Source organism: Serratia sp. K1WW1 (assembly GCF_055790865.1).
The window spans coordinates 2,932,993-2,953,031 of sequence record NZ_CM147697.1 but is presented as its reverse complement, the minus strand read 5'-3'; the positions used below and the strand labels follow the sequence as shown (position 1 = coordinate 2,953,031).

The 20,039-nt window shown below is 55.0% G+C and carries 18 protein-coding genes; 13 read left to right on the top strand and 5 right to left on the bottom strand.

Annotated features, from left to right (window positions below; genetic code table 11):
* Positions 1-3 precede the first annotated feature (3 nt).
* Positions 4-843, top strand: a complete 840-nt coding sequence (locus tag ACX9GU_RS13440) for a PfkB family carbohydrate kinase (protein WP_473195078.1) — start codon at positions 4-6, stop codon at positions 841-843.
* A 1,001-nt stretch (positions 844-1,844) separates the two neighbouring features.
* On the opposite strand, the gene ACX9GU_RS13435 is transcribed toward ACX9GU_RS13440, so the two are convergent.
* The 4 genes from ACX9GU_RS13435 to ACX9GU_RS13420 form a co-directional block, all read right to left on the bottom strand.
* On the bottom strand, positions 1,845-2,555 hold the full coding sequence (locus tag ACX9GU_RS13435) for a flagellar brake protein (RefSeq protein ID WP_473195077.1): 711 nt from the start codon (positions 2,553-2,555) through the stop codon (positions 1,845-1,847).
* Between the two features lie 72 nt (positions 2,556-2,627).
* Complete coding sequence (locus tag ACX9GU_RS13430; RefSeq protein WP_473195076.1) at positions 2,628-3,410, bottom strand: N-formylglutamate amidohydrolase; 783 nt, start codon at positions 3,408-3,410, stop codon at positions 2,628-2,630.
* Between the two features lie 161 nt (positions 3,411-3,571).
* Positions 3,572-5,272: a bifunctional ornithine lipid synthase OlsF gene (gene olsF, locus ACX9GU_RS13425; RefSeq protein WP_473195075.1), complete on the bottom strand. Its 1,701-nt coding sequence runs from the start codon at positions 5,270-5,272 to the stop codon at positions 3,572-3,574.
* A 126-nt stretch (positions 5,273-5,398) separates the two neighbouring features.
* The gene (locus ACX9GU_RS13420) at positions 5,399-7,060 is read right to left on the bottom strand and encodes a DUF4091 domain-containing protein (protein ID WP_473195074.1); all 1,662 of its coding nucleotides are present in this window, start codon (positions 7,058-7,060) and stop codon (positions 5,399-5,401) included.
* 152 nt (positions 7,061-7,212) lie between these two features.
* Between ACX9GU_RS13420 and ACX9GU_RS13415 the strand changes: the two genes are divergently transcribed.
* From ACX9GU_RS13415 to ogt, 12 genes are all read left to right on the top strand, one after another.
* Entirely contained in the window at positions 7,213-7,470 is a 258-nt protein-coding gene (locus ACX9GU_RS13415; protein WP_473195073.1) for a hypothetical protein, read from the top strand.
* Positions 7,471-7,521: 51 nt separating this feature from the next.
* Positions 7,522-8,775 carry an ABC transporter substrate-binding protein gene (locus tag ACX9GU_RS13410; protein ID WP_473195072.1) on the top strand — a complete coding sequence of 418 codons (1,254 nt, stop codon included), beginning with the start codon at positions 7,522-7,524 and terminating at the stop codon, positions 8,773-8,775.
* A gap of 78 nt (positions 8,776-8,853) precedes the next feature.
* Positions 8,854-9,795, top strand: coding sequence for a carbohydrate ABC transporter permease (locus tag ACX9GU_RS13405; RefSeq protein WP_115158918.1), 942 nt, complete (start codon positions 8,854-8,856; stop codon positions 9,793-9,795).
* A gap of 10 nt (positions 9,796-9,805) precedes the next feature.
* A complete protein-coding gene (locus ACX9GU_RS13400; RefSeq protein ID WP_021806473.1) occupies positions 9,806-10,624 on the top strand; it encodes a carbohydrate ABC transporter permease in 819 nt (272 codons plus the stop codon).
* 24 nt (positions 10,625-10,648) lie between these two features.
* Entirely contained in the window at positions 10,649-11,785 is a 1,137-nt protein-coding gene (locus tag ACX9GU_RS13395; RefSeq protein WP_473195071.1) for an ABC transporter ATP-binding protein, read from the top strand.
* A 17-nt stretch (positions 11,786-11,802) separates the two neighbouring features.
* Positions 11,803-13,074, top strand: a complete 1,272-nt coding sequence (locus ACX9GU_RS13390; RefSeq protein ID WP_473195070.1) for a Gfo/Idh/MocA family protein — start codon at positions 11,803-11,805, stop codon at positions 13,072-13,074.
* A 19-nt stretch (positions 13,075-13,093) separates the two neighbouring features.
* Positions 13,094-14,002: an ROK family protein gene (locus tag ACX9GU_RS13385; RefSeq protein ID WP_021806476.1), complete on the top strand. Its 909-nt coding sequence runs from the start codon at positions 13,094-13,096 to the stop codon at positions 14,000-14,002.
* 331 nt (positions 14,003-14,333) lie between these two features.
* On the top strand, positions 14,334-15,104 hold the full coding sequence (gene agaR, locus ACX9GU_RS13380) for a transcriptional repressor AgaR (RefSeq protein WP_473195069.1): 771 nt from the start codon (positions 14,334-14,336) through the stop codon (positions 15,102-15,104).
* Between the two features lie 551 nt (positions 15,105-15,655).
* Positions 15,656-16,819 carry an SIS domain-containing protein gene (locus ACX9GU_RS13375; RefSeq protein ID WP_368436267.1) on the top strand — a complete coding sequence of 388 codons (1,164 nt, stop codon included), beginning with the start codon at positions 15,656-15,658 and terminating at the stop codon, positions 16,817-16,819.
* Positions 16,820-16,828: 9 nt separating this feature from the next.
* Positions 16,829-17,683, top strand: coding sequence for a tagatose bisphosphate family class II aldolase (locus ACX9GU_RS13370; protein WP_473195068.1), 855 nt, complete (start codon positions 16,829-16,831; stop codon positions 17,681-17,683).
* A 342-nt stretch (positions 17,684-18,025) separates the two neighbouring features.
* Positions 18,026-18,337: a hypothetical protein gene (locus tag ACX9GU_RS13365; RefSeq protein ID WP_473195067.1), complete on the top strand. Its 312-nt coding sequence runs from the start codon at positions 18,026-18,028 to the stop codon at positions 18,335-18,337.
* A gap of 212 nt (positions 18,338-18,549) precedes the next feature.
* Positions 18,550-19,074, top strand: a complete 525-nt coding sequence (ogt, locus tag ACX9GU_RS13360; RefSeq protein ID WP_179245829.1) for a methylated-DNA--[protein]-cysteine S-methyltransferase — start codon at positions 18,550-18,552, stop codon at positions 19,072-19,074.
* On the opposite strand, the gene ACX9GU_RS13355 is transcribed toward ogt, so the two are convergent.
* A complete protein-coding gene (locus ACX9GU_RS13355) occupies positions 19,071-20,018 on the bottom strand; it encodes a sugar-binding transcriptional regulator (protein WP_473195066.1) in 948 nt (315 codons plus the stop codon). The two genes, ogt and ACX9GU_RS13355, sit on opposite strands and share 4 nt — an antisense overlap.
* Positions 20,019-20,039: the final 21 nt, after the last annotated feature.

Here is a 20,039-nt window from a genome sequence, read left to right as displayed (position 1 = left end):
TACATGCAACAAGGCTCTAAACTGCGGCCACCACCCATTGATGTGATCACCATTCAGTCGCAGGTGGTCTACGGTAGCGTGGGGAATGGCATTGCCTACCGCACGTTGTTGAAGAAGAACCTGGAGGTGTTGCAGGTACCGAGCGTGTTGTTTGGTTGCCCGCCCTATTACGGCGCGCCGCACGGGGGAGCGATCTCCAGCGAATGGTTCAGCGGTTTTCTGGAAGATCTGATCGCCCGTGAAGTCGTGTGCCGCGCGCGGGCCATCATTATCGGTTACCTGGGTGACGTGGCGCAGTGCCATATTCTGGCCGACTGGCTGCCACGGGTGATTGCCCTCAATCCGGATATCAAGATCTATATCGATCCGGTGATGGGAGACTACGGCGAAGGGGTTTACGTCGATAAACGTCTGGTTGAGCGTTATCGCTCCCCTTACCTCAATCTGGCCCATGGCCTGACGCCGAACGGTTTCGAGCTGGAACAGCTGTGCGGCATGGCGCTAAGCACGCGTGAGCAAACCGAACTGGCTGCACGGGCGCTACTCAAAGGCAATACGCAGTGGGTTCTGGTCACCAGCGCACCTGGCGTGGCAAACGGCGATCAAGAAGTTGGCCTGTTGCTGGTCACCGCCGACGAGGCGCAAAGCTTCACCCATGCCAAAATCGATTCGCCGGTGAAGGGAACGGGTGACATGTTCACCGCACTGTTGATTGCTCATTTGCTGCAGGGGGAACCTTTCAGCAAGGCAGTGCCGACGGCGATCCATGAGGTGTGTGCGGTATTGGAAGATGCGGCGCGTCACGGTTGGCAGGAGATCGGCCACCTGCGGGCGCTGAAGTAGTAATGACCCCTCACCCTAACCCTCTCCCACAGGGAGAGGGAACCGATCGAGTTGGGCTGAAAGTATAGTTTTTCGCCTTGAACATCGACTGACTCACCTTTGTAGGTGGGGCGAGTAAGGTTGCTGAGATTGCCTCTTTACTTCCAAATTAGCAGGGGCTATCAGCTCCCTCTCCCTATGGGAAAAGGTTTGGGTGAAGGGACCGATCGAGTTGGGCTGAAAGTATAGTTTTTCGCCTTGAACATCGACTGACTCACCTTTGTAGATGGGGCGAGTAAGGTTGCTGAGATTGCCTCTTTACTTCCAAATTAGCAGGGGCTATCAGCTCCCTCTCCCTGTGGGAAAAGGTTTGGGTGAAGGGACCGATCGAGTTGGGCTGAAAGTATAGTTTTTCGCCTTGAACATCGACCGACTCACCTTTGTAGGTGGGGCGAGTAAGGTTGCTGAGATTGCCTCTTTACTTCCAAATTAGCAGGGGCTATCAGCTCCCTCTCCCTGTGGGAAAAGGTTTGGGTGAAGGGACCGATCGAGTTGGGCTGAAAGTATAGTTTTTCGCCTTGAACATCGACTGACTCACCTTTGTAGGTGGGGCGAGTAAGGTTGCTGAGATTGCCTCTTTACTTCCAAATTAGCAGGGGCTATCAGCTCCCTCTCCCTATGGGAAAAGGTTTGGGTGAAGGGACCGATCGAGTTGGGCTGAAAGTATAGTTTTTCGCCTTGAACATCGACTGACTCACCTTTGTAGGTGGGGCGAGTAAGGTTGCTGAGATTGCCTCTTTACTTCCAAATTAGCAGGGGCTATCAGCTCCCTCTCCCTATGGGAAAAGGTTTGGGTGAAGGGACCGATCGAGTTGGGCTGAAAGTATAGTTTTTCGCCTTGAACATCGACTGACTCACCTTTGTAGATGGGGCGAGTAAGGTTGCTGAGATTGCCTCTTTACTTTCAAATTAGCAGGGGCTATCAGCTCCCTCTCCCTGTGGGAGAGGGTTGGGGTGAGGGTTCAACGTTTTTTCTTCTTGTTGAAATCCAACTCAAAAGCAAATACCGCGCTTTGAATTTTGCGTTCGGTCAGCATTCCCATCTTGAGAAAACGGCAGGACAGGCGCATGAAATGCTGCGTTTGGTCTTCATCAATATCGTGATCTTCATTCACGGCAATCAGTTCCATATTCACCTTGAACTTGCCGTAATCCCCCAAATCCAGCTGCGCCTTATTAAACACCAGCCCCGGCTGCATGTACTCGGGTACGACGCCATCAATACGCAAACCAACGCCACCCGGCGAAAGATCGTGGATACGCAGTTGATATGGGGTGCCATCACTGTGTTCCCCATTGCAGAAGAACTCACGCCAATAAGGCGTGGTGATACGTAACTGGCGGCGGCGCTGGATATAAACCAGCTGTTTCGGCAGGCACGCCTCGTAAACCGGCATGGCGTTATGCTCGGTCAGTTGCGCCTGGTCAACGGAGAATTCGATTTTTGCATCGTGGTTTTCAATCACTATGCTGAATTTCCCACCGGAGATCTGCTCTGGAGCATCGCAATCAAAGACGATGTTATCAGCGCCAACGCTCAATAATTGGCCAATAAATTCATGTTGTTGATTAACGACACGCAGCGGCGTTCTTTGCTTATAGATGTCGCGCAAGATTGCCAGAACTTCAAAACGCTCCTGCTTGATAAACCGTCCGTTATCAATATGTTCCACCCGTCACTCCCAGCATTGTCCATCGACGCTTACGCTTTCCTTACGCAATCATCACCGCCATCAATACTAAAGTCAAATTTCCCAGCGTTGCCATAATAATGGCAATAGTCGGGCAAAACGAGCGGCCCATGCTGCCTGGCCTGCACTATCCCCGATTAAATCCTGGCGGATCTCGATGCCAACATAGGGTAATTCATGGCGCTCCGCATGCACCGGCAGCGTGTAGTCGGTCGCATCGGTCATCGCATAAGGCTCATTGATACCGACCTGTAAATCCCCTTCTTCACGCAGCAACTCCGCCAACAGCAGGGCAAATTGTGGATGGCGGTTAAACAGCAGCCCAACCTGCCACGGCCGCGCATCGCCTTTAAACACCGGCGTAAAGCTGTGCATGGCGATCACCGCGCTGGGTTGGTTATTGGCGCGGCGAGCTGTCAGCGTGTGATTGATAGCCTGGTGATAAGGCTGAAAAATTTCCTGTTCACGGGCTCCCGCTTCGGCCGCGCTAATCCCTTGGTTGCCAGGTATTGGCGTAACTTCCGATAACGGTGGGATCGAACTGGCAATCCCCGGCGTACGGTTACAGTCGATCACCAATCGTGAATAGTGCTGATGGATCAGTGTCGCATCCAACTGCTGAGCCAGCAGACGGGAAACCGCCAGCGCACCGATATCCCAGCCGATATGCCGATCGATATCGCCGCTGACCAGACCAAGATCGCCCAGACGTTTTGGGATGGCCTGCCCCGCGTGATCGCACAGCAGCAAGAATGGCGAAGTCGCCTGTGGCAGCTCAACGCTCACGGCCGCAGGCTCATCGGCAGACAACAAGGTTGGGGTATAGGGGTGATACATAGGGCACTCCGGCGCGAGAAAGCGCTAATTCTAGGCGATCCTCTCACCGGCTACCAATATCCCATGGGAGAATTTGGCACGGCCGCACTTTCGGTCAAAACGGTGACCCATTGATTTTATGAATGGGCGCAGCATGTGCTGCCCTCATGTTGTTAGCCGATCTAAAGATGGGCGGCAATATAGCGCTGATAGCGGGCAGGCTTCAGCCGCGTCAGATCAACCAACACTAAACCATCGATACAGTGGTTAAACGCCGGATCGGTACCGAAGTCGATAAACTGCACGCCACCGGGCTCACACAGCTCGGTGTATTGCTTGTACAAGGTCGGGATCGAACAGCCGAGGTTGCTCAACAGGCTTTTCAGCAGCAGCAAATCTTGCTGATAATCATCACCGGCAAACTGGGCCAATACCTGCGGTAAAGAGGCCGGATAAGGCTGCCGTGACTGGGCCATGGCATGGTCTGGAGCGAAATAGAGGCGATAGAAGGCAATCAACAAATCGCGGGCGGCAACCGGCATGCCTCCTGAAATAGATACCGGGCCGAACAGATAGCGATACTGTGGATATTTGGCGAGATAGGCACCAATACCGAGCCACAGGTAATCCAGACCGCGCTTCCCCCAATAGGCGGGTTGAATAAAGCTGCGGCCCAACTCAATCCCCTGTTCAAGGATCGGTGTCATATCGCGATCGTAATGGAACAGGCTGTTGCTGTAGATGCCTTCCAGTCCTTTGCTGGCCAACTGCGGTGCCGTGGGGATAAAGCGGTAGGCACCAACAATCTCCAGTTCCTCCTCATCCCACAGCACCAGGTGATAATAGTCGTCGTCATAACTGTCCAAATCGCGCCGCCGCCCCGAGCCTTCGCCCACGGCACGGAAAGCGATCTCACGCAGGCGGCCAAGCTCCCGCAGGATCGGTGCTCTGGCATCCCCATGGCGACGATAAAGGAAAATGGTTTTTCCATCCGGCGTAACTCCCAGTCGCTCGCAGGCCGCCAATGCTTTTTTCAGCTCAAGGCGATCTTCCGCCAAGGCGATGGCCGATTCGCTGGTAAACAGCCCCGGCTTACCCTGACCAAGCCGATAGACATGGCGACGGAAACGCTCGGCGAGATCGCGTGCCTGAGTATGGCCATCGTGCCAATGGGCAAACGGAATGCGCCCGCCGATGCGGATTTTGATCCGTCCGCCCTGCTGTTTGAACATCTCTCGCACCAACAACAAGGTGGATAACGGGCGATAAATCACCGAGGTCAAATAGAACAGGCTGCTGTTTCTGGCGCTGATATGGATCGGTACGATCGGCGCCCGTGCCTTGGCGGCCAGCCGCAGAAATCCGGTATGCCAGTGACCATCGCGTATTCCTTTGGGACTCATGCGGGACACTTCCCCCGCTGGAAACAGGATCAGCACGCCCTGATTATCCAACTGGGCCTGCATGGCTGCGATTTGCTGGCGGTTGGTACGGTTGCCCAGGTTATCAACCGGTACAAACAGATTACGTAAGGGTTCGATACAGCTCAGTAGCTGGTTGGCCACTACCTTGACGTCTGGTCGTACCGCCGCCACCGTCCGCAACAGCACCAAGCCATCCAGCGAACCAATCGGATGGTTGGCAACCAACACCACCGGGCCTTGGCTGGGGATGTTTTCCAGATCCCCATCCACCAGTTCGCAGCTCAAATTAAAGTAGTCCACCACCTGCTCGATCAGATCCAACCCTTTCAGGTGCGGATAGTCGGCGGCAAACTGACTGAATTCTTTTTCACGCAGTAAGGTTCTTAGCAGGCTACGCTGCCAGGCAGGGGGAGAATGCTGTGGGAAGACATCTTGCAGCAGGCTATCCAAAGTAAACATCGGGTCATCTCCTGGCCTAGTCGCTGCAAACTTAAGCCAGCGTCATGACCTGAACATGACCGTTTGATGACGAAAAGATGAAATCAGGCGTCAGGGGCGAGAATGCTCGCCCCTCTATTCTCGGGTTTACAGAGCCGCCTCTATACGGGCGTTAACCTGCTCGCGCAGCCGCAGTAGCACAGAGGCTTGATGAGGGTAACGTTTGAAGGTGATGCGCATCCCCAGTTGTTGATCGATCAACTGCTCCACCGTGGCGCGATCGGTCAGGTTTTCCAACAGCTGCAAGGCCCGCAGATCCTGTAACCCCTGATGGAATACCCGCAAACGCAGCGACTCTATCGGCATGAAATTCGGCCCAGGGTAAACCACAAAAGGATCGCCAGAGGGGAAGGCGTTGCCGCTGTCGGTTACCGCATAGGGATTCAGTTTCTCCCGGGAATGGCTGCTGTTATAGAAGTTGTAGCCCCAGTGGAGGAAACCGCTGATGTTATAGAGGTAAAGCTGGATACCCAGAATGCGGTTGCGCGCCGAAGGCTGAGCAAAGAAGCGGTTGGCCACCTCGGTTCTTTGCACGCAACAGTAATAGGCCCACAGTTGCGGAGTTTGATGCTCGAGGAACGGCTCGATATGATCGGTCGCCACCACAGGGGTTTCCACCAACCCGCGCTGATAGAAGTCAAAGTCGGAGAGCGCATCAAAGGTGCGAAACCCCTCCAGCAACGGCCGCAGCGAATCGCTGGCACGTTGGTAGGCGGCGATATTTTCCAGTTTAGGTTCATCCGAGATGTGGAACCACACCTGCCGTTGCAGATCCCGTGCCCGGAACCAGCCGGTCAACGCTGGCATCAATGCCTGCAGAAACTGCTGATATTCGCTGCCGTGGGCATCGGTATGCCAACCAAACAGCGGCTGCATTTCCCCCGCGACCTCAACCATAATTTTTGGCGCATGCGCTGCGCCCCATTGGGTAAACAGGTGGGCAATTTCGAAGTGTTCGATCCCCTCCTCCTGCGCCAGCGCTACCCACTGCGCCAATCGTTCAAAATCAAATTGGTAACCTGCAACGGTGCGTTTCACCCCAACCAACTGCACTGTGGTGCGTTCGCCGCCGATGGCGGTATCCAGCGGCGGCGTAAAGATCGGCGTTAGCAGCATATTCACGCCATTTGCCACCGCGTTGCGTACCAAGTTACGCACCGCCTGCCAGTATTGCGGGCTGAACACTGCAATCTGATAATAGTCCGCCAAACAGTCGGTATGTAACCATTCGGTATGCAGCAGCCTCTGCTTTGGCAACGCGGCAGGCACCACATGCAGCGTCATACTGGCTGCGGCCAGCTCTTCCCCCGTCTCTTGATCAAACAGCCGCAGCGTTAGCGGATAGTCGCCACCGGCAATACCCTGCGCTGGCGGCGTAAAGGTCAGCCACAGGCTAGCGTAATAACGGCAGGCGGCAAAAAAACGCCGATCCTGGATGGGCATCAGCGGGTCGGGAAATAGGCCAGGCTCGGTTGTCAAATAGTTCTCATCGGCCTCGGCATAACAGGGAAAATGGCTGGGCACCGACTGTACATGGCGCACGCTGATATCATCGGCCAATTCCCCCTCAAGTTGATAACGTAATTCCCGGCGGGTTTCATTATCCTCGCGGTACAGACAATACACACCTTGCCATGAGAAGGTTTCATTATTCAGGCAGCTGAAATGGTTTTGCTGTTCTACCTGCGGTACGGCTTGGCGATGAAATACCTTCTCCAGGCAATGGGTAAATAGTAGCGTGAGACGCATAATAGCTGCCCTGTGTTATTTTACGGTGGGATTGAATTAATTTCAGGCTAGCGCGTTTTTTCACCACAGGCAATATAGGCCAACGAAAAAAGCCAGCGAACGCCCTCTCGCCCGGCAAAAAATTAATTTTTTTGTTTATTTGCATCACAAAAATGAAAGATGCCGCGGCCTGCACAATAAAAACGTTTTTAATCCCCATTATGGTGCAAGGGTTATCAGTTAATCCTATGACCCCAGCAAGCCATAACTGCCGCCCGACAACGGATTTTCGCCCTTCGACATTAACAATTAATCAACAAAAAAGCCTTTCGGTTGGTGGCTTTGACCTTTCGTTGTTAACAACAGTGAAAGATACGCGCCCCATTTTTGGGCAAAATGACCGCATTGACACATTGAAAGTTAAGGGATAGAAAGAAATCACGTTCACAAAAAATGTATTCGCCGACACCGAGGGAAAAGCAATGTCACCTAGAAAAAACGCCGGACGTTTTCTGTTGCATTCCGCTGTTGCAGCCGCTTTATTGTTGCCGACCATGTTATATGCCGCCGACCAGATAACATTACGTTATGCGGTTTGGGATCGAAACCAATTACCTGCCGAACAGGAAATTGCCAAGCGATTTGAGCAGGCCAACCCGAATATCAAAGTGGAAATAGAATTAACGCCCGCCGCACAATACTTTGTTAAATTAGACTCCGCCGCCGCGGGTGGTGTCGCACCGGATATATTCTGGATTAACATGCCCTATTTTGTGCAATATGCCAAAAACGGCATTATGCAACCGCTGGGCGATTATTTAAAAGACGGCACGGTCAATCTGGATAATATCGTCGCCAGCTCCGTTAAGGCTTATCAATACGACGGCCAGCAGATGGCCATCCCGCGCGACGTCGACTCCATCGCCGTGTGGTACAACAAAAAACTGTTCGATCAGGCTAGCGTCAGCTATCTCACCAGCGACTGGACCTGGGATGACATGAAGAAAAAGGCCGCCGAATTGCAAACCGGCCTGAAGGGCAGCGCCTTCCCGCTGGTGATGGATCTCAGCATCGACGGCCAGGACAGCTATATGAACCTGCTGTTCCAGAAAGGCAATCATATCGTGCCAAAAGATGGCCAACCGACCGATATCGCCAACGACAACGCCATCTGGGTCTACCAGCAGTTACAAGGGATGATGAAAGACGGCCTGATGCCGACCGCCCAGCAGATGAGCGAAGTGAAGACCGAGAACATCTTCCAGTCAAACCGCGCCGCCATGGTGTATGCCGGTTCCTGGCTGGCCGCACCGTTCGCCAATAATCCGCTGATCAACGACCATATCGGCGTGGTGATGATGCCGAAGATCGAGCGCCAGTCTGGCGTGGCTCACAGCCTGGCCTATGCCATGTCCGCCAAGAGTAACCACAAGCCAGAAGCCTGGAAGTACATCGAGTTTATGAGCAGCGAAGCCTCGCAAGCCACTTTAGCGAAAGTGGTGATCCCGGCCAACAAGGTCGCGGCTAAAGCCTGGGTGCAGGAAGTCAAAAAGGTTGACGTCAGCCCGTACATCCAAACGCTGGAAGTGACTGAGGCCTATCCAACCGCAGGCACCAACACGCCGAAATGGCAAAACATGTGGATCGGCAGCCTGAAGAAAATCTTTATGGGCGCGGATGCCCGTACGGAAATGGATAAATCGATCAAGAAGATCGAACGCATCATGGAGCAGTAATTCCCCCCGCTGCGGCCAGCCTACCCGAAGGCAGGTCGCAGCGGAAACACTGAGCAGTCAAAGGTGAGGAATGGCGACATGTCGCTGGCAGAAACGGCTACGGCCAACATAAAACAGGCAAAGAGCAGACCTCGTGCCGCATTAAGCCGCCTGGAGCGGGCCGAACGCTTCTGGGGCTGGGTGATGATCCTGCCGCTGGTGATCGGCCTGACGGTGTTTTACTTCATCCCGTTTTTACAGAACATTTTTTACAGCTTTACCGACCTCAACCAGTTTATGAGCTGGACGACCATCAGCTTTGATAACTACATCAACCTGTTTGAGGACGATGACTTCTATACCGCCGCCTTCAACACCCTGTTTTATGTGGTGGTGTGTGTGCCGGTGATCCTGCTGCTGTCGTTGCTGCTGGCGATTGGGCTGAACCAGAACATTCGTGGCAAAGCGTTGTTGCGCACCCTGCTGTTTCTACCGGCGGTGACCATGCCTGCCGCAGTGGCTATGGTGTGGCAGTGGTTGTTCAACAAGGATTTTGGCCTGATTAACCAGGGGCTAAACCTGCTGCACATTGCGCCGGTCGCCTGGCTCTCCGATCCGGACGTGGTACGCATCAGCGTGTCCATCATCATTATCTGGTCGTCGCTGGCGCTGAAAATCATCATCCTGTTGGCCGGTTTGCAAAGCATCCCCCGTCAGCTGTATGAGGCCGCCGATATCGACGGTATCAGCACCCTGCGCCGTTTCTTCTTTATCACGCTGCCGATGATGGTGCCGACGCTGTTCTTTGTGTCGGTGATGAGCTTTATCGAGATCCTGCAAATCTTCGACGTGGTGTTCCTGATGTTCGACCGCGCCTTGGTGGAAGGTGACGTGATGACCATCACCAACCTGTTCTACAAATACGCCTTCTATCTGCAAGAGAAAGGTTACGCCTCTGCCATTACCGTGGTGCTGTTCGCCGTGACGCTGGTGATCACACTGGTGCAGATGGCGATCGGCAAACGCCTGAGAGTGAGCTGAGGAGCCATTGATGACGATAAGCAAACGAGCCCTGGTCTATCTGTTTATGACGCTGGCGGCGCTGGCCTCGGTGGTGCCCTTTATCTGGATGCTGGTGACTTCGCTGAAAACCCAGGCCGAAAGCATTCAGATCCCGCTGACCCTGCTGCCGGAAAACCCAAGCTTGCAGGCCTACGGCAAGATCATGCGCGAGATCCCTTTCGCGGATTTTTATATCAACTCGCTGCTGGCCACCTTCTCCACCGTGACGCTGCAAATGGTGATCGCCACCATGGCCGCGTATGGCTTCTCCCGCCTGCACTTTCGTGGCCGTGACGCGGTGTTTCTGGTGTGCATCTCGATCCTGATGGTGCCGGGCCAGGCATTTCTGATCCCGCAGTTCCTGGTGGTGCAGAAGATGGGGCTGGTCAACAGCATTACCGGCCTGGTGCTGCCGGGGATCTTCAGCATTTACGCCACCTTCCTGCTGCGGCAGTTCTTCCTGGCGGTACCTAAGGAGATGGAAGAAGCGGCGCTGATCGACGGCTACAGCTACTTCGCCATCTTCTGGCGCATCATGCTGCCGCTGATCCGCCCCGGCATCATCGCCTGCATCATCATTAACGGCTTGTGGAGCTGGAATAACCTGATGTGGCCACTGATCGTCAACACCACCACCGAAAAATTGACGCTGCCGGTGGGGCTGGCTTCGCTGTCCAGCCGGGCCGGAGTGGAATACCCGCTGCTGATGGCCGGTGCCTTGATGGCGGTGATCCCGATGCTGATGCTGTTCATTCTTTTCCAACGATATTTCATCCAGGGCATCGCCAGCGCTGGCGTTAAAGGCTAAACGCGAACAATAAGGTAAACAGACATGGCCGGTATTCAATTAAACAGTGTGAAAAAGGTCTATCCCAACGGTTTCCGGGCGTTGCATGGCGTGGATCTGGATATCAAGGACGGTGAGTTTATGGTGTTTGTCGGCCCGTCCGGCTGTGCCAAATCCACCCTGCTGCGCATGATCGCCGGGCTGGAAAGCGTCAGCGAAGGCCAAATCATGATCCACGACCGCTGCGTTAACGACACCATGCCCAAAGATCGCGGCATCGCTATGGTGTTTCAGAACTATGCGCTCTACCCGCATATGACCGTCTACAAGAACATGGCTTTTGGACTGATTGGTAAAGAGAGCAAGGCAGAAATTGACCGGCGGGTGCAGGATGCCGCCGAGAAGTTGGAAATCACCAACCTGCTGCATCGCAAACCCGGTCAGCTCTCCGGTGGCCAGTGCCAGCGCGTGGCAGTTGGGCGTGCCATCGTGCGTAAACCCAAGGTGTTCTTGTTCGACGAGCCGCTCTCCAACCTGGATGCCAAACTGCGCGTTTCCATGCGCGTGCAGCTCATCGAACTGCATAACCGACTGAAACAGGAAGGTGCCGCCGCCACTATGGTGTATGTAACGCACGATCAGGTTGAGGCGATGACTATGGGCGACCGCATCTGCGTAATGAATCGGGGCACCATCATGCAGGTAGACAAGCCAATCAACCTGTACCACCACCCCGCCAACCGCTTTGTCGCCGAGTTTATCGGCAGCCCGTCGATGAACCTGCACGATCTGGACTTGCTGCGTCATGCTCAGGGAACACAGTTGCGTATTGACGATCGCCATCTGCTGACCCTGCCGCCCGCGCTGGAAAAACAGTTGGAAGACTATCCGCACCAGCGCGTTTGCCTGGGTATTCGCCCTGAAGCGCTGCGCCTGTGTGCTGCCGGTACCCAAAACTGTTTCCCGGCGCGTATCGCCACCATTGAACGCATGGGCAACGAAGAGTTGCTGCACTGTGAACTGGCCGGATTACGCTTTGTGCTGCGGATTGCGTCTCAGCCAGACTGGGAACCGAACATCGGCGAACAGATCCATTTGACGTTTGATTTGGCCCGCGCCCACCTGTTCGATCAGGCCAGCGGTGACAACCTGAATAATAACGCTACCCAGTCACTGGGATAATTTGGGAGTACTTTGCAATGTCTAATGACTTTACTGGCCGTCCGGTACGCGTGTTGGTGATTGGTGCCGGTGCTCGTGGGGAGATTTACTCTCGCTATGCATTGGCTCACCCAGAACTGATGCAGGTGGTGGCAGTCGCTGAACCGCGCGATACCTATCGCCAGCAGTTTGTAGCCCAGCACGGCATCTCGCCCGAAAACGTGTTTACCGACTGGCAGCAGGCCGTAGCGGCGGGCAAACTGGCCGATGCGGTGATGATTTGCACCCAAGATACCCTGCACTTGGCACCGGCTCTGGCTTTCGCCAAACAGGGCTATCACATGCTGCTGGAGAAACCGCTGTCACCTGATGCCAGTGAGTGCCGCACCATCGTTGAAGAAGTGGAGCGCCAGGGGATCATCTTCTCCGTCGGGCACGTGCTGCGTTATACCCGCTATACCCAGAAACTCAAGCAACTGCTGCGCGATAAGGTCATTGGCGACATCGTTAGCCTGCAACATCTGGAGCCGGTGGGCTATTGGCATCAGGCCCACTCTTTCGTGCGCGGCAACTGGCGCAATGACCAGCAAGCGGCCTTTATGCTGTTGCAAAAATCCTGTCACGATATCGACTGGATCCGTTACGTGATGGATACGCCTTGCGAGCAGGTCAGCTCATTTGGTGGGTTACGCCACTTCCGCCAGGAAAACCAGCCTCAGGGCGCAGCGGATAACTGCCTGGACTGCGGCGTTGAGGCCGAATGCCCCTATTCCGCCAAACGTATCTACCTTGGCGAAAACCACAAGGCAACGCCGGGCTTCCTGCGGGTGCTGACGCCAGAAGTCGATCAGGAACATCTGGTCGCCGCGCTGCGCAACGGCCCGTATGGCCGCTGTGTCTACCGCTGTGATAACAACGTGGTGGATCATCAGGTGGTGAATATGCAGTTTAGCGGTGGCCGCACCGCCGCCTTCACCATGACCGCCTTTACCAAGATGGAAGATCGCAAAACGCGCATTTTTGGCAGCCAGGGATGCCTGGAGGGCGATGGCCGCTATATCCGCATCACCTCCTTCCTTGACGACAACGAAACGCTGTATGACGTGGACGAAGCCGAAGACCTGCACACCATGTCTGGCCACGGCGGCGGCGATTACTATCTGATGCAGCACTTTATCGCTGCCGTGCGCGCCAACGATCCTTCGCAGGTGCTGTCTGGCCCGCAGGAAACGTTGCAGAGCCACCTGATGGTCTTTGCCGCCGAACGCGCCCGCCGGGAAAACGCCGTCATCACCTTGGGCGAGGAGTAAAGCCGTGGCTACTCATGCTATGCGTTACGGTTTTGATATTGGCGGCACCAAAATCGAAATGGCCGCCTATGACGCCCAGTTGAATCAGGTGCTGTGCCAGCGCGTCAGTACGCCCACCGGTGACTATCGCGAGTTTCTCGCCTGCATCGCGCAGTTGGTCAGCCAGGCCGATCGCAGCCTGCACACCCAAGGCAGCATCGGCATTGGCTTGCCGGGGATCACCGACCCACGCAGCCGCAAACAGTTGGCGGTAAACGTGCCCTGCCTGACGGGCCACTGCCTGGCGGACGATCTCACTCAAGAGCTGTCGCGACCGGTAGAGATTGAAAACGATTGCCGCTGTTTTGCTCTTTCGGAGGCCAGCACGCCCCAGACCGAACGGTTGGAAGTGGTGTTTGGTGCCATCATCGGTACCGGCGCTGGCGGTGGGCTGGTGATGAACAAACGGCTCCACAAGGGCCGCAATGGGCTGGCGGGCGAATGGGGGCATACACCTATCTCGGCCCAGTTGGCGCAGCGTTACGATCTGCCGCTGTTTGTCTGCAACTGCGGCCTGACCGGCTGCTTTGAGCGTTATGTCTCCGGCAGCGGTCTGCTGGCCCTGAGCCAACACTTTGGCCATAGCGCCGCCAACGTTCCGGCGCTGATCGCCAGTTACCGTCAGGGCGATCCGTTAGCGCAACACCTGATGGGGATCTACATCGATATCCTGGCCAGCGCGTTGGCCAGCCTGCAACTGCTGCTGGATGTGGATGCTTTCGTGTTAGGGGGCGGGCTTTCTAACGTGAGTGAACTCTATGCACAGTTGCCCGCCGCCATGTGCCGCTGGCTACTGCCAGGGACAGAACCGGCGATGGTTTATCCCCCGGTGTATGGCGACAGCAGCGGCGTACGCGGTGCGGCACTGTTGCGCCAAAGCTGGCAATAAAAAATTTAAGGAAAGTTCACCCGCATTATTCATCGTGGGTAGCTTTCATCCACGGCGGAATTAATTGACGCGGCAAAAGGGATATTAGCCGAATAAATAAGGCATTACCGGTTTTCAGTTTATTTCATGCGGCTTTCGGTTGATGACCAACCGAAAGATGGAGCAGTAATAACCGGTTGAAATATAAGATTATATTTAAAGTTTTCGATTGCGTTGCGCGGTTTCGTTTGCTGTAATTTGCAACGAAAGACTGAAAATACGCCTGTAACGATTGCTGTGGCCCTATGCCACGGCCGGGGTTTGCTACGGGTAAATCAGGAGTCAGCTATTCATGATCAATACCGTTAAACGGCGAGAGTTAATTATCGACCAGCTGTGTCGTGAAGGCACGGTGCGCGTGGAACAGTTGAGCAGCCAATTTGCCGTCTCTACCGTCACCATTCGCAGCGATCTGCGCCATCTGGAAAAAAGTGGCTGTGCGGTACGGGCCTACGGCGGTGCGATGCTCAATAAACAGTTCGCCTTCGATCGCCCGCTCCAGGACAAGGGACGCATCAACCGCGATGTGAAATTCGCCATTGCCTGTGCCGCGAGCGCGTTGGTGAACGACGGTGACGCGATCATTCTCGACTCGGGTTCCACCACTAGCCAGATGGCTACCCAGTTGGCAGGCAAGAAAGACCTGGTGGTGATGACCAACGCCTTGAATATCGCCTTCGAATTGGCCAGTAACGAACACGTGGATTTGATGGTGGTCGGCGGCAGCGTGCGGCGCAAGTCCTGGTCGCTGTATGGTCCCGCTGCCGAGCAGCACATCCGCCAATATCGCTTTGATAAATTTTTCCTCGGCGTTGACGGCTTTGATTTGGTGGGTGGTATCACCACGCCAGATCCCGGTGAGGCCCAGCTCAACCGCGCCATGTGTGAAGTGGCTCGCGAAGTGATTGCGGTGGTTGACGCCAGCAAGTTTGGCCGCAGCAGCTTCTGCATGATCCGCGAGATCGGCCAGATCCACCGATTGGTTACCGACAGCCGCATTCCGGCCAATTATCTGCATGCGCTGCAAAATCTGGGGGTCCAGGTGATTATCGCCGACCGTTGAGAATTGGTGATTGCCCCCTCACCCCAACCCTCTCCCACAGGGAGAGGGAGCTGGTACAGAGCAACAGTCAGGTACAGAGGCTACTTCGAAAGCAGGCAGTAAACGGAACGGCGGTCAGGTTCAGGTGTATCAGGCATCCTCGATCGCCCCCTCACCCCAACCCTCTCCCTCAAGGGAGAGGGAGCTGGTGCAGAGCAGCAGTCAGGTACAGAGGCTACTTCGAAAGCAGGCAGTAAACGGAACGGCGGTCAGGTTCAGGTGTATCAGGCATCCTCGATCGCCCCCTCACCCCAACCCTCTCCCTCAAGGGAGAGGGAGCTGGTGCAGAGCAGCAGTCAGATACGGGGACCACTCCGAAGGAAGTTGGTATGGAGTAACAATCAGGTACAGGAACTGGTTTGTGGCGAACGCAGGAGTTGGCCGGTGGCACGGTTCGATCCCCTCTCCCTGTGGGAGAGGGTTAGGGTGAGGGGCAATTACAGCACCGGACCATCCGCATCCACAGGTATTTATTAGGTATTAACCGTTTTATTTTTTAAGGAGTTACCATCATGACAGGTTATTTTTCTTACGATGCGGACTGGCTGGAGCAACATCATGCGCTGCATACCGCCCGTGAGATTTGGCAGCAGCCGGACCTTTGGGCTGCCTTGCACCAGCAGTTGGTCGCCCAACAGGAGCAATGCTCCGCTTTCCTGACGCCGCTGCTGCAAAACCCGCGCCTGCAAATTGTGCTGTGCGGTGCTGGCAGTTCAGCCTTTGCCGGTCGGGCCTTGGCCCCATGGCTGAGGGAAAAAACCGGCCGGGATGTTGCGGCCTATGGCACCACCGATATCGTCGCCAATCCGCAGCAGTTTCTCGACCCATCACGCCCGACGCTATTGGTCTCTTTCGCCCGTTCCGGCAACAGCCCGGAAAGCGTCGCCTCGGTAGCGCTGGCAGATCAACTGCTCCCCCAGTGCTATCACCTGATGCTGGTGTGCAACCCGGACAGCCAGTTGGCCAACTATGCGCACGGCCGTAAGAACGTCTGTGCCCTGGTGATGCCACAGGGATCAAACGACCAGAGCTTTGCCATGACCTCCAGCTTCAGCTGCATGATGCTCAGCACCGCGCTGCTGTTAGGCCCCTATTCCCTGGATGCAGCCCAGCAACCGCTGGCGCAGATGATCGAGCGCTGTAGAGAACTGCGTGAAACGCTGCAATCCCAAGTAAAAACCCTGGCCAGCAGCGGCTTTAGCCGTTACATCGTGCTCGGCAGTAGCTGTTTCACCGGCCTGGCGGAGGAAGCCTCGCTGAAAATGCTGGAACTGACCGCCGGACAGATCGTCACCCGCTATGACTCGCCGCTGGGCCTGCGTCACGGTCCTAAATTTATGGTCGATCCACAGACGTTGGTGCTGCTGATGCTCTCCAGCAACCGCTATACCGAGCGTTATGAACAGGATCTATGGGACGAACTCCAGCGCGACGGTTTGGCCAAGCAAATGGTTGGCCTTGGTAATTCGCCAACGGAGAAAACGGGCCAGTCCGATTTGCATCATGCCGACGACGATATCTGGCTGTTGTTCCCTTACCTACTCTTCGCCCAAATGCTGGCGTTTGAAACCTCGCTGGCGCGCGGCCTGACGCCGGATAACCCTTGCCCAACCGGGGAAGTCAACCGCGTGGTAAAAGGCGTGACCATTTATCCCTACTCTGCTACCGAGCTGTAAGGAGCCGTTATGTACCTGATATCCAACCGTGAAATGCTGTTGAAAGCGCAAAGACAGGGCTATGCCGTGCCGGCGTTCAACGTCCACAATCTTGAAACGGTGCAGGTAGTGGCAGAAACCGCTGCCGAACTGCAATCCCCGGTGATCATGGCCGGGACACCAGGCACTTTCAGCTATGCGGGTACCGACTATCTGGTGGGAATTTGCCGCTCTGCAGCCCAGCGCCATGACCTGCCGCTGGCACTGCATCTGGACCATCACGAAGAACTCGAGGATATCGCCACCAAGGTCAGAGCCGGGATCCGCTCGGTGATGATCGATGGCTCGCACCTGCCTTTTGAGCAGAACATCACGCTGGTTGCGCAGGCCGTTGCGTTATGCCATCGCTATGGGGCTAGCGTAGAAGCGGAGCTGGGCCGCCTGGGTGGCCAGGAAGACGATCTGATTGTCGATGCCGCAGACGGCTTTTATACCGATCCAAAAGCCGCCCGCGAGTTTGTCGCGGCTACCGGGATCGACTCGCTTGCCGTCGCCATCGGTTCGGCTCATGGGCTGTACCACGGGGAGCCCAAGCTGGATTTTGACCGCCTGGCGCTGATCCGCGAACAACTGGAGATCCCGTTGGTGCTGCACGGTGCCTCCGGTATCCCGGAAGCGATGGTCAAGCGAGCCATCTCGCTGGGGGTGTGTAAGGTGAACGTGGCTACCGAACTCAAAATCGCCTTTGCCGATGCGGTGAAGAGCTATTTCTCGCAGCATCCCGAGGCCAACGATCCGCGTAAATACATCGTGCCGGGTAAATTGGCGATGAAAGAAGTGGTAGCAGAAAAGATCCGTATCTGTGGCAGCGCAGGGATGCTGTAACTCCAAAGCGTTAGATTAAGGGCCGCAGAATAACGATGAATATGCGGCCTTAATATTAATATCGCTATTTAAAGTCACCCCCGTTATTATAAGCAGCATCAAAAGTAATAATCCTCACATCGCCCTCTAAATTCCCCCCACTATGATCTAAATCATGGTTTTACTGCCTGGCCATCCCTACTATTAAATTCAATTAACGAACGATTGCTGTTATTATTATTTACTCAATACATTATAGTAACGTTGGAAATTAAATCATCAGGCAATGGAAGTTTGTTTTTTAGACAATAATCGACTTTTTTGTTAATGGATGGTTTTACTTTATGCTAATAGGAATAGCTTATGAAATCTATTATTACGGCTTTGGCCATACTGGCAGCCTTACCATTTTCAGCTCATTCAAAACAAGAAGTTATCCACAACGCCATCTCAGGAAGCATCCAGTTTTCCGGCAAAATCAGCGCCCCAACCTGCGAAATTGCGCGCAATAATGGTCAATATATATCCAGTTGCTATCGTGAAACCGCCTTCAACACCAATGAATTTATCCAAATGCCATTGGATAATATGGGTTCGGAATTAATGGGCAAACCCATTCGTGAATCGGTGGTTAATGACCCTTCTCTACAACGAATTACGTTAATTTACAATTAATCCTAATCGACGTAATTATGTCATACAATTAGCCATCGAAAATGACTTTGTGGTTTTATTAACATATTGGCGTTTCACCTCTCGGGGTATACCTACTTGGGTGTACCCTGTTTTTTCCTATAGCCCCCGCCCCATCAGCATGTCCGAAATCCGCCATCACATCCGGCTGTTTCATGTAATAATCGCCCTATCAAACGCAAGGAGTGAACAACATGCTGACCTTTTTTATTGATCGTATGCCGACGCCGGTCGGTGAACTGGTGCTGATCGGAGATGAGCAAGGACGGATGCGCGCGCTGGACTGGACCGATCATGAGGCTCGCCTGATGAAGCTGCTCAACAGCCATTATCGTGCCTCTCCCTTCGTGATAAAGGAGCAAGCCAACCCAGGCGGCCTGACGGAAGTGATGCAGCGCTATTTTGCTGGCGAGTTGGCAGCCATCGACACTGTGCCGGTGATGACTGCGGGCACCGAGTTCCAGCGCACGGTTTGGCAGCAACTGCGGCAAATTCCCTGTGGGGAGATCATCACCTACGGGGAATTAGCCAAGCGCATTGGCAGGCCAACCGCTTCGCGCGCAGTTGGCATGGCTAACGGCACTAACCCGATCAGTATCGTAGTGCCCTGCCACCGAGTGATTGGCTCACAGGGAGCGCTGACCGGTTACGCCGGAGGGGTGCAGCGCAAACAATGGCTGCTGAAACATGAAGGTTTCCTGCCCCAGGATCTGATTTAATCGGCCAGCAGCGCCAACGCGCTTTCCTCATCCGTCACCAGGCCGTTGATCCAGCGGCCTAGTAATGCCGCACGAATGGCCTGATGTTTTTCCGCACCACCTGCCAGAGCAATCACCGGTTTTTCCGGCCGTTGGTGCAGATTAACGCTGGTTAGCCGCCGATCGAGTTCGCTGGCCACCCGCTGGCCCTGCGGATCGATAAAATGGCCCAGCATTTCTGCCACCGCGTTAGATTCGCACAGGCGATCAACATCTTCTGCGGTGATAAATCCATCCTTGTGCAGTGGGCAGTGGTATTCGATGGTGCCAATGCCGATAAAGGTCACATCGGCCTGGCTCGCCTTGTCGTTCACCGTGCGGTAAATGCGGTGGTTACACCACAGTGCGCGATCCTGCTCGCTATCCGCAAACAGCGGCGCGGGCAGGATAAAGTAGCGGCCCTGGGTTTTCTCTGCCATCCACAGCGGTACGTCATAACGGGTACAGGAGCCATCAGCCGCGATCGCCCCGATCAGCGAGACGCAGCTATGCTGTGGCCGCTCCAATTCCGGCAGCTCATCAATCGCCGCCTTCAGGCTGCGCCCTGAACCAACCCCAATGTTCAATGGCTGTTCACTGCGCAAAAACTGCGCCATCACTTCAGCCCCGGCTACCGCCACCGCGCGGTTTATCCCGGCGCTCTCCATTCCCTGGCTCGGCACCACCTGGCACAGCGTTAAGCCATAGCGTGCGCTAAGACGGGCCGATAATTCCATGCAGCGCCCTACCGGGTGGGAAATGTTGACGCTGATCAGACCGCGGTCGATCGCCAATGCCACCAGCCGCTGCGCAACCTGGCGCGATACGCCCAACGCCTCGGCAATTTCATTTTGAGTCTGTCCGGCCACGTAATACATCCAGGCGGCACGCGCCGCCTGATCCAGCTTCTTATCGTGTTTGACCATGTTGTTCACCCGCTACCCCTG